Here is a 10660-nt window from a genome sequence, read left to right on the forward strand (position 1 = left end):
CCATGCGCTTCAACCGGATCCTGCTCTCCACCACCCTGGTCGTCGTAGCGCTCGTCCTCCAGGTCTCGATCCTCGCCCGCCTCCAGCTCCCCGGCGCCGTCCCCGACCTGCTGCTGCTCGTCGTCCTCGCCCTCGCCTTCGTGTACGGGCACGTCAGCGGCGCCCTCATCGGCTTCGGCGCGGGCCTCCTCGCCGACCTGGCCCCGCCCGCCGACCACGCCGCCGGCCGCTACGCGCTGGTCCTGTGCGTCATCGGCTACCTCGCGGGCCTCACCAAGCCCGAGAACGGGCAGCTGCGCTCCGCCACCGGCCCCATGGCCATGGTGGTCGCCGCCGCCGCCGTCTCCACCCTGCTGTACGCGGGCGTCGGCGCCCTCGTCGGGGACACCGCCGCCCGCCACGTCGGCCTGGTCCCGCTGCTGATCAGCGCCGTCGTCTACGACCTGCTGCTCGCGCCGTTCACCGTGCCGCTGATCATGGCGCTCGCCCGACGCGCCGAGCCCGACCCGCTCGCCGACACCACCACCGCCGGCACGGACGTCTCCACCGGCTGGATGGCCTCCGGCACCGGCCTGCGGATCGGCAGCCAGCGCAGCGGGCTGCGCATCAAGGCGGCCCGCAGCAGGGCGGCCCGGGCCGGGCGCATCAAGGGCGTCAAACGACTCTGACCAAGGGGGTACACGCGTATGGGCAACATCCCCGAGACGGGCCGGACCCCCCGGGTCCAGATCCGGCTCATCGCCATCCAGGTCCTGGTCTTCTCCATGTTCCTCACCCTCGTCGGCCGCCTCTGGTTCCTCCAGGTCCGCAACGGCGACGAGTACACCGAGGAGGCCCGCAGCAACCACGTCCAGCAGGTCGTGGAGCCCGCGGTCCGCGGCTCCATCCTCGACGCGCGCGGCATTCCCCTCGCCGACAACGAGACGCGGCTGGTGGTGTCGGCCTCGCGCACCGAGCTGATGAAGATGAAGGACGACGGCAAGGGCGTCCTCACGCGGCTCGCGGGGGTCCTGGGGATGGAGCCCAAGGAGGTCATGGACAAGGTCCGCCTCTGTGACGCCGACACCCCGCAGCCCTGCTGGAACGGCTCCCCGTACCAGCCGATCCCCGTCACCGACGAGGCCACCCCGAAGCAGGCCCTCCAGATCCGCGAGCGCGCCGAGGAGTTCCCCGGCGTCACCGCCGAACCCGCCGCCGTACGCCGCTACACCGCGCCCGGCGGGGCCCGTGCCGCACAGGTGCTCGGTTATCTGTCGCCGGTCACCGACCAGGAGATCGAGAAGGCCAAGGACACCGACTCGCCGTTCCTCCGCTCCGACATGGTGGGCCGCTCCGGCCTGGAGCGCACGTACGACAAGGCGCTGCGCGGCAAGGCCGGCGTCACCCGCTACGAGGTGGACAAGCTCGGCCGCGTCCTCGGCGAGTCCGAGTCCGACCCCGGCCGCCCCGGCTCCAACGTCGTCACCTCCATCGACGCACGCGTGCAGGCGGTCGCCGAGTACGAGCTCCAGCAGGCGATGAAGACCGTCCGCAAGGAGACCGACAAGATCACCGGCCGCCCGTACGCGGCCGACGCGGGCGCCGTCGTCGTCATGGAGTCCAAGACCGGCCGCGTCATCGCGATGGCCTCCCAGCCGGACTACGACCCCAACGCCTGGGTCGGCGGCATCTCCGCCAAGGAGTACGCCAAGCTCACCGGCAAGGGCTCCAACTACCCGCTCCTCAACCGCGCCATCCAGGGCCAGGCCCCCGCCGGCTCCGTCTTCAAGGTGGTGTCGGCGAGCGCCGCCGTCCGGGCCGGCTACCCCTTCGACGGCCGCTACAACTGCTCCAGCTCCTACAGCCTCGGCGGCCGCAGCTTCGCCAACTTCGAGTCCAAGGGGCACGGCCCCATCTCCCTCGGCGACGCCCTCAAGTTCTCCTGCAACACCGTCTTCTACGCCCTCGGCCACAAGGAGTGGCAGCGCGACGGCGGCCTCAAGCCGAAGCACCCCCGCGACTGGTTCTACCGGACCGCGCGCGAGTTCGGATTCGGTTCCGAGACCGGCGTCGACCTGCCCAACGAGGTCACGGGCCGCATCCCCGACCGCCACTGGAAGCAGAGCTTCTGGGCGGCCAACAAGGACTCCTGGTGCAAGCAGGGCAAGAAGGGCGGCAGCTACGTCGAGCAGATCGCCTACGAGAGCTGCCTCGAAGGCAACCAGCTGAAGGCCTTCGACAGCATCAACTTCGCCATCGGCCAGGGCGACGTCCTCATCACCCCCATCCAGCTGGCCACCGCCTACGCCGCCATCAGCAACGGCGGCACCCTCTACGACCCCACCATCGGCAAGGCCGTCATCAGCCCCGACGGCCGGAGGATCGAGGAGATCAAGCCGAAGGCCCACGGCCGGCTGCCCGTCGACGCCGAGACCATCAGCGACCTCGACAAGGGCCTGCGCTCCGTCGTCGAGCCCGGCGGCACCGCCGCCTGGCGGTTCGGCGGCTGGCCCCAGGACAAGATCCCGATGCGCGCCAAGACCGGCACCGCCCAGGTCTACGGCAAGCAGACGACGTCCTGGTTCGCCACGTACACCGACGAGTTCACCATCGTCATGACGATCTCCCAGGGCGGTACGGGCTCCGGCGCCTCCGGACCCGCCGTGCGCAACATCTACGACGCCCTCTACGGCCTCGACGACGAGGGCAACCAGGACCTCAAGCGCGCCCTGCTGCCCAAGCCCCAGGCGACGCTGCCGAAGATCCAGCCCGACGGCACGATCGAGGCGCCGCCGATCAAGCCGTACGATCCCGAGGAGCAGAAGGTCGACCCGGCCGAGCAGGGCGACGGCGACGACGAGCAGCAACTCGCCGGACCGCCCGGCGTGTGGAGGGACTGACACCAGCACCATGGCCGGAACCAACAACTTCTCCGTCCCCCGGTACGCGCCCGAACGGCGCGGCGCCTGGGCGAAGCTGACCGCACGCGACTCCTGGGTGCGCAGGCTCGACTGGCCGCTGCTCTTCTCCGCGCTCGCGCTCTCCTTCGTCGGATCGCTGCTGGTGTGGTCCGCCACCCGCAACCGCACCGAGCTCAACCACGGCGACCCGTACTACTTCCTGCTGCGCCACGTCCTCAACACCGGCATCGGCTTCGCCCTGATGGTCGGCACCCTCTGGCTCGGCCACCGCACCCTGCGCGGCGCCGTGCCCGTGCTGTACGGCATCTCGGTGGTGCTGGTGCTGCTCGTCCTCACCCCGCTCGGCGCCACCATCAACGGCGCGCACGCGTGGATCGTGATCGGCGGCGGATTCTCGCTCCAGCCCTCCGAGTTCGTGAAGATCACGATCATCCTCGGCATGGCGATGCTCCTCGCCGCGAAAGTCGACGCGGGCGACCAGCTCTATCCCGACCACCGCACGGTCGCCAAGTCCCTCGGCATCGCCGTACTGCCCATGGCCATCGTCATGCTGATGCCGGACCTCGGCTCGGTGATGGTCATGGTCGTCATCGTGCTCGGCGTGCTGCTCGCCTCCGGCGCCTCCAACCGCTGGGTCCTCGGCCTCATCGGCGCGGGCGCCATCGGCGCCGCCCTCGTCGCCGCGCTCGGCGTCCTCGACGAGTACCAGATCAACCGCTTCGCCGCCTTCGCCAACCCCGAACTCGACCCCGCCGGCGTCGGCTACAACACCAACCAGGCGCGCATCGCCATCGGCTCCGGCGGGCTGTACGGCGCGGGCCTCTTCAACGGCCACCAGACCACCGGCCAGTTCGTCCCCGAGCAGCAGACCGACTTCATCTTCACCGTCGCCGGCGAGGAGCTCGGCTTCATCGGCGCCGGCACGATACTCGCGCTGCTCGGCGTGGTCCTGTGGCGCGCCTGCCGCATCGCCCGCGAGACGACCGAGCTGTACGGCACGATCGTCGCCGCCGGGATCATCGCCTGGTTCGCCTTCCAGTCCTTCGAGAACATCGGCATGACGCTCGGCATCATGCCCGTCGCCGGACTGCCGCTGCCGTTCGTCTCGTACGGAGGGTCGTCGATGTTCGCGGTGTGGGTGGCGATCGGACTGCTCCAGTCGATCAGGGTGCAGCGGCCGATGTCGGCGTAGACCCCCCTCCCACGGGGTATTCCGAATCGAATGACGGCGGATACGAAGCGTGAGATCGAGCGGAAGTACGAAACGGGCCCCGACATCCGGCTGCCCCGCCTGAAAGGCGCGGCCGGGATCGCGGAAACGGCCGACCGGGGCGTCGCCGAGCTGGACGCCGTCTACTACGACACCGCCGACCTCCGCCTCGCCGCCGCCGGGATCACCCTGCGCCGCCGCACCGGCGGCGAGGACGTCGGCTGGCACCTCAAACTGCCCGTCGCCCCGGACGTCCGCGACGAGGTGCGCGCCCCGCTCGGCGACGGAGTGCCGGAGTCGCTCGCCGCGCTGGTCCGCGCCCGGACCCGGGGCGCGGAGCTCGCGCCCGTCGTACGGCTGCTGTCGGCCCGCGACGTACGCCACCTGCTGGACGCGCAGGGCACGCTCCTCGCGGAGCTCTCCACGGACACGGTCCGCGCACAGTTGCTCGACGGCACCCCGGGGCGGGCCGAGTGGACCGAGGTCGAGGTGGAGCTCGCGGACGGCGGCGACCCCGCCGTCCTGGACGCCGTGGAGAAACGCCTCCGCAAGGCGGGACTGCGGCCCGCCGCCTCCGCGTCCAAGCTCGCCCGGGCGCTCACCGACACCGGCCGGCAGGCACCGCCGCGGCGGCAGAAGACCGGGGACACCGCCGGGGACCACGTCCTGCGCTACCTCCGCGCCCAGGTCGAGGCGCTGCAGGCCGCCGACGCCGCCGTACGCCGCGACCTGCCGGACTCCGTCCACACGATGCGCGTCGCCACCCGCCGCCTGCGCAGCGCGCTGCGCTCGTACCGCAAGGTCCTCGACCGGGAGGCCACCGATCCGGTCGCCGAGGAGCTCAAGTGGCTCGGCGGCGAGCTGGGCGCCGACCGGGACCAGGAGGTGCTCACCGAGCGGCTCACCGCCCGCATCGACGCCCTCCCCGGCACGCTGCTCCTCGGGCCGGTACGCGGCCGGCTCCGCGTGTGGGCCACCGCCGGCCGCGCCAGCTCGCGGGGCCGCACCCTCGCCGTCCTCGACACCGACCGCTACCTCGCCCTGCTCGACGCCCTCGACGCGCTCCTCACCGACCCGCCGCTGCGCCCGGCGGCCGGAAAGCCCGCGGCGAAGGTGCTGCCCCGGGCGGTCCTCAAGGAGTACGAGCGCCTCTCCGCCCGCGTCGACCGCGCGCTCGCGCTGCCGCCCGGCGAGGAGCGCGACCTCGCCCTGCACGCCGCCCGCAAGGCCGCCAAGCGCACGCGGTACGCCGCCGAGGCCGCGACCCCGGCTCTCGGCAAACCGGCGAAACGCCTCGCCCGGAGCGTGAAGTCCGTCCAGAAGGTCCTCGGCGACCACCAGGACAGCGTCGTCGCCCGCGCCACCCTGCGGGACCTGGCGATCAAGGCGTACGCGGCGGGGGAGACCGCCTTCACCTGGGGCTTGCTGTACGGCCAGGAGCAGGCGAGCGCGGCCGAGCGGGAGCGGGAGCTGGGGGAGGTGTGGGCGAGGGCGTCGGCGGGCAAAATGCGGCGGCTCTGACCGTCCGGGCACCGGGGTACGCTTGAGAGTCGCCCTGCCAGCTCACGAAGGTTCGCGAGATGCCTGCCGAGTCCGTCTTCCCTCAGCTCGAAGCTCTGCTTCCGCATGTGCAGAAGCCGATCCAGTACGTCGGCGGTGAGCTGAACTCCACCGTCAAGGAGTGGGACTCCTGCGACGTCCGCTGGGCGCTCATGTACCCCGACGCGTACGAGGTCGGGCTGCCCAACCAGGGCGTCATGATCCTGTACGAGGTACTCAACGAGCGCGAGGGCGTCCTCGCCGAGCGCACGTACAGCGTGTGGCCGGACCTCGAGGCGCTGATGCGCGAGCACAACGTGCCGCAGTTCACGGTCGACAGCCACCGGCCGGTCAAGGCCTTCGACGTCTTCGGCCTGAGCTTCTCCACCGAGCTCGGCTACACCAACATGCTCACGGCGCTCGACCTCGCGGGCATCCCGCTGGAGTCGAAGGACCGCGGGCTCGACGACCCGATCGTGCTCGCCGGCGGCCACGCGGCCTTCAACCCCGAGCCGATCGCGGACTTCATCGACGCGGCGATCATCGGTGACGGCGAGCAGGCCGTGCTCGACATGACCGAGATCATCCGCGCCTGGAAGGCGGAGGGTCGCCCCGGCGGCCGCGAGGAGGTCCTCTTCCGCCTCGCGAAGACCGGCTCGGTCTACATTCCCGCGTTCTACGACGTCGAGTACCTCCCCGACGGCCGCATCGGCCGCGTCGTACCGAACAAGTCCGGTGTGCCGTGGCGCGTGTCCAAGCACACCGTCATGGACCTCGACGAGTGGCCGTACCCGAAGCAGCCGCTCGTCCCGCTCGCCGAGACGGTCCACGAGCGCATGTCCGTCGAGATCTTCCGCGGCTGCACCCGCGGCTGCCGCTTCTGCCAGGCCGGCATGATCACGCGCCCCGTGCGGGAGCGAAGCATCACCGGCATCGGCGAGATGGTCGAGAAGGGTCTGAAGGCGACGGGCTTCGAGGAGGTCGGCCTGCTGTCGCTCTCCTCCGCCGACCACTCCGAGATCGGTGACATCGCCAAGGGCCTCGCCGACCGGTACGAGGAGGACAAGATCGGCCTGTCCCTGCCCTCGACCCGCGTGGACGCCTTCAACGTCGACCTCGCCAACGAGCTGACCAGGAACGGCCGTCGGTCCGGTCTCACCTTCGCCCCCGAGGGCGGCTCCGAGCGCATGCGCAAGGTCATCAACAAGATGGTCTCGGAGGAGGACCTGATCCGTACGGTCTCCACCGCGTACGGCAACGGCTGGCGCCAGGTGAAGCTGTACTTCATGTGCGGCCTGCCCACCGAGACCGACGACGACGTGCTCCAGATCGCCGACATGGCGGCCAACGTCATCGCCGAGGGCCGCAAGGTGTCCGGCCAGAACGACATCCGCTGCACCGTCTCCATCGGCGGCTTCGTGCCCAAGCCGCACACGCCGTTCCAGTGGGCCCCGCAGCTGAGCGCCGAGGAGACCGACGCCCGCCTGGAGAAGCTCCGCGACAAGATCCGCGGCGACAAGAAGTACGGCCGCTCCATCGGCTTCCGCTACCACGACGGCAAGCCCGGCATCGTCGAGGGCCTGCTCTCGCGCGGCGACCGCCGCGTCGGCGCCGTGATCCGCGCCGTGTACGAGGACGGCGGCCGCTTCGACGGCTGGCGCGAGCACTTCAGCTACGACCGCTGGATGGCGTGCGCCGAGAAGACGCTGCCGCAGTACGGCGTCGACGTCGACTGGTACACCACGCGCGAGCGCACGTACGAGGAGGTCCTGCCCTGGGACCACCTGGACTCCGGTCTCGACAAGGACTGGCTCTGGGAGGACTGGCAGGACTCGCTCGACGAGACCGAGGTCGAGGACTGCCGCTGGACGCCGTGCTTCGACTGCGGTGTCTGCCCGCAGATGGACACCCACATCCAGATCGGCCCGACGGGCAAGAAGCTGCTGCCGCTCACCGTGGTCAAGTAGCCGCGGGACCGCTCGCATCACGTCCGCGCAACGGCCCGGCCGGGGAGGAAACCCCTGGCCGGGCCGTTGCGTCATCCCAGGCATGGACATGGAGAAGCGCCGCCCCGAGGCGTACGAGGGCGGCGAGGGCTGCCTGACGACGGCCATCAGGATCCCGGTGCGGATCGTGGTGCTGCTCGTCGTCGTACCCGTACGGATGGTCTGGGACGTCCTGGCCGTCTGCGGCCGCTTCCTCGAACGCGTCCTGCTGCGCCCGCTCGGCAGGGCGCTGGGCTGGGTGGGGGACACCCTGCTCGCGCCCGTCGGCCGGGGCGTCGCCCGGCTCGTGCGGGGGCTCGTCCACTACGGCCTCGTCGTGCCCGCCGTCTTCGTGTACCGGTGGGTGCTCGCGCCGGTGGGGCGGGGCGTCGCGTGGCTCGGCGGCGGCCTCGCCGCGGCGGTGGTGTGGGCGGTCACCACCCTGATCGTCACCCCGCTGGCCTGGCTCTTCCGCACGGTGCTGCGACCGCTCGGGCGCGGCGCGGGCCTGGTCCTGTGGGCGGTGTTCGTCTGGCCGTGGACCGCGCTGTACCGGTGGGTGCTGACGCCGCTGTACGTCCACGTCCTCACGCCGCTGGGCCGCGGTGCGGTGTGGCTCGGCACGGCGGTGGTCAGGGCGCTGGTCGTGGTGCCCGCCGTCTTCCTCTACCGCTGGGTGCTGCGCCCCCTCGGGCGCGGCCTGCTCGCCGTCGGCCGGGAGATCGTCGCGGCGGCCGAGGTCGCGTGGCGCGTCGCCGGATACGTGTCGCGGGCCGTCGGACGCGCGCTGGTGTGGCTGGCCTGGAACCTGCTGGGGCGCCCGGCCGCCTGGTTCTACCGCGGCGTGTGCGTGCCCGTCGGGCACGCGGTCCGCGACCACGTCTGGCGTCCGGCCCGCAAGGCGGCCGCCGAGGCGGGGCGCGCCGTGAAGGCCGCGCTCGTCTCCGCAGGTGAGGTGGTACGCAGGGCCCGTCGTGACGCGTGGCGCGCGCTCGTCGGCGGGGCTTCCGCGCGGCAGCCCCTGGAACCTTCTCCCGTCCCGGCGCGTACTCTGGGTAGTACAACGACCGCTCCTGGCGCGGCGCCCGCACCCGAGATCTCCCTGCGAAAGCGGGGGTGAGCCGGGCGGGACCCCCGGGGGCCGCCCGAATTTCGTGGGCGGCGCGCCACCCGCGCCCGCCCCGCACCGAGGAGAAGAACCACTGGGCAAGCGACAGCCCGAAGGCCCGCCGCCCGCACCGGCAGTGCAGCGCATTCGCCTGCGCTACACCAAGCGCGGCCGCCTCCGGTTCACCAGCCACCGCGACTTCCAGCGCGCGTTCGAGCGTGCGCTGCGGCGCGCCGAGGTGCCCATGGCGTACTCGGCGGGCTTCACCCCGCACCCGAAGGTGTCGTACGCCAACGCCGCCCCCACGGGTACGGGCTCCGAGGCCGAGTACCTGGAGATCGCGCTCACCGAGCCGCGTGACCCGGACACGCTGCGGGAGCTGCTCGACGAGTCGCTGCCGGACGGGCTCGACATCATCGACGCCGTCGAGGCCCGTACGTCCGGACTCGCCGACCGGCTGACCGCCTCCGTATGGGAGCTCCGGCTCGACGGGGTGGAGGTCCAGGACGCCGAGCGCGCCGTCGCCGCCTTCCTCGCCGCCGACACCGTCGAGGTACGGCGCAAGACGAAGAACGGCATGCGCGACTTCGACGCCCGGGGCGCCGTGGCGGACCTCCAGGCCGCTCCCGCGCCGGGCGATAGGCCCGGAGAGGGGCCTTGTGCGATACTGCGGCTGGTTGTTCGGCACGTGACACCTGCCGTACGACCCGACGACGTCCTGTCCGGTCTCCGAGCTGTGGCCGACCTGGCGCCGCCGGTCCCCGCAGCGGTGACCAGGCTGGCGCAGGGGCTCTTCGACGAGGAGTCCGGCACGGTGACCGACCCGCTCGCGCCCGACCGCGAGGCAGTCACGGCCGCCCCACCCAAGGCCGCCGGACTCGCTTCCGCGACGGCGGCGCCCGAAGGTCCAGGTTCCGCGTAGGAGCGGTCGTCGCAGCGCGGCCCTGGTACTCGGGAGCCACCTGGGTCGGGCCGCGTGGACACACAACAGACTTTTCGCCAGGCCGTGCGCAGACCGCGTACGGAACCGGCGAGCCAGACATAACAGCTCCCGTGCGGCGCCCGCGCCTGACGCGGCGCCCGGGAGCGTGACGGGAGAACCGCCCGCATGCTCGAGCCGAACGACACCGGCGTGACCGCCGGTAACCACAACAGCGAAGAGAACAACTCTCCGAGCGACACGCTGCCCCCGCGCCGTCGGCGCCGCGCCGCGTCGCGCCCGGCGGGCCCGCCGGGCGCCGCCACCGGCGCGCCGGAGGCCGCCGAGGTCGTGGTGCAGGACACGCCGGCCGCGCCCGCCGCCGCGCCGCAGCCGCAGGAGCCCGCCGAGACCCCGGCCGCCGCCGAGGCGCCCGCTCCGGCGCGTCGCCGTGCCACGCGCAAGGCGACCGCGCCTGCTGGTGCACCTGCGGTCGAAGCCCCGGCCGCCGCTGAGGAGGCCCCCGCTCCGGCGCGTCGTCGCGCCACGCGTAAGGCCACGGCGCCTGCTGGTGCACCTGCGGTCGAAGCCCCGGCCGCCGCTGAGGAGGCCCCCGCTCCGGCGCGTCGTCGCGCCACCCGTAAGGCCACGGCGCCCGCTGGTGCGCCCGAGGTCGAGGCGGCCGCCGCCGAGGAGACCCCCGCTCCGACCCGTCGTCGCGCCACGCGCAAGGCGACCGCGCCCGCTGGTCCGCCGAAGGCCGCCGAGGTGGAGCAGGCCGCAGAGGAGCCCGTGCAGAAGCCGGCCGCCGAGGCCGTCGCCGAGACGCCTGCCGAGGCCGAGGCCCCGGCTGCCGCTGAGGCGCCCGCGCCCGCTCGTACGCGTCGCCGTGCCACCCGTAAGGCGACCGCGCCCGCTGGTCCGCCGAAGGCCGCCGAGGTGGAGCAGGCCGCAGAGGAGCCCGTGCAGAAGCCGGCCGCCGAGGCCGTCGCCGAGACG

At 72.5% G+C, this 10660-nt stretch carries 7 protein-coding genes and 1 pseudogene; all 8 read left to right on the forward strand.

Annotated elements, in window-relative coordinates:
* The first annotated feature begins 2 nt into the window (after nucleotides 1-2).
* A complete protein-coding gene (gene mreD, locus ACZ42X_RS18945; RefSeq protein ID WP_468290989.1) occupies nucleotides 3-668 on the forward strand; it encodes a rod shape-determining protein MreD in 666 nt (221 codons plus the stop codon).
* 18 nt (nucleotides 669-686) lie between these two features.
* Nucleotides 687-2879, forward strand: coding sequence for a penicillin-binding protein 2 (mrdA, locus tag ACZ42X_RS18950; protein ID WP_468290992.1), 2193 nt, complete (start codon nucleotides 687-689; stop codon nucleotides 2877-2879).
* Nucleotides 2880-2889: 10 nt separating this feature from the next.
* Nucleotides 2890-4092, forward strand: a complete 1203-nt coding sequence (rodA, locus tag ACZ42X_RS18955) for a rod shape-determining protein RodA (RefSeq protein ID WP_361413512.1) — start codon at nucleotides 2890-2892, stop codon at nucleotides 4090-4092.
* Between the two features lie 30 nt (nucleotides 4093-4122).
* Entirely contained in the window at nucleotides 4123-5631 is a 1509-nt protein-coding gene (locus tag ACZ42X_RS18960; RefSeq protein ID WP_468290996.1) for a CYTH and CHAD domain-containing protein, read from the forward strand.
* Between the two features lie 59 nt (nucleotides 5632-5690).
* Nucleotides 5691-7616: a TIGR03960 family B12-binding radical SAM protein gene (locus ACZ42X_RS18965; RefSeq protein WP_468290999.1), complete on the forward strand. Its 1926-nt coding sequence runs from the start codon at nucleotides 5691-5693 to the stop codon at nucleotides 7614-7616.
* A gap of 82 nt (nucleotides 7617-7698) precedes the next feature.
* On the forward strand, nucleotides 7699-8754 hold the full coding sequence (locus ACZ42X_RS18970) for a hypothetical protein (RefSeq protein ID WP_468291002.1): 1056 nt from the start codon (nucleotides 7699-7701) through the stop codon (nucleotides 8752-8754).
* A 124-nt stretch (nucleotides 8755-8878) separates the two neighbouring features.
* A complete protein-coding gene (locus ACZ42X_RS18975; protein ID WP_468291004.1) occupies nucleotides 8879-9664 on the forward strand; it encodes a TIGR03936 family radical SAM-associated protein in 786 nt (261 codons plus the stop codon).
* 186 nt (nucleotides 9665-9850) lie between these two features.
* Nucleotides 9851-10660: pseudogene (locus ACZ42X_RS18980) on the forward strand (ribonuclease E/G); the annotation flags it as partial.

It is taken from the genome of Streptomyces sp. NPDC030862, from assembly GCF_055571835.1.

Coding starts and splice junctions, on each gene's coding strand:
- mreD (WP_468290989.1), top strand. CDS start 3: ATGCGCTTCAACCGGATCCTGCTCTCCACCACCCTGGTCGTCGTAGCG.
- mrdA (WP_468290992.1), top strand. CDS start 687: ATGGGCAACATCCCCGAGACGGGCCGGACCCCCCGGGTCCAGATCCGG.
- ACZ42X_RS18960 (WP_468290996.1), top strand. CDS start 4,123: ATGACGGCGGATACGAAGCGTGAGATCGAGCGGAAGTACGAAACGGGC.
- ACZ42X_RS18970 (WP_468291002.1), top strand. CDS start 7,699: ATGGACATGGAGAAGCGCCGCCCCGAGGCGTACGAGGGCGGCGAGGGC.
- ACZ42X_RS18965 (WP_468290999.1), top strand. CDS start 5,691: ATGCCTGCCGAGTCCGTCTTCCCTCAGCTCGAAGCTCTGCTTCCGCAT.
- rodA (WP_361413512.1), top strand. CDS start 2,890: ATGGCCGGAACCAACAACTTCTCCGTCCCCCGGTACGCGCCCGAACGG.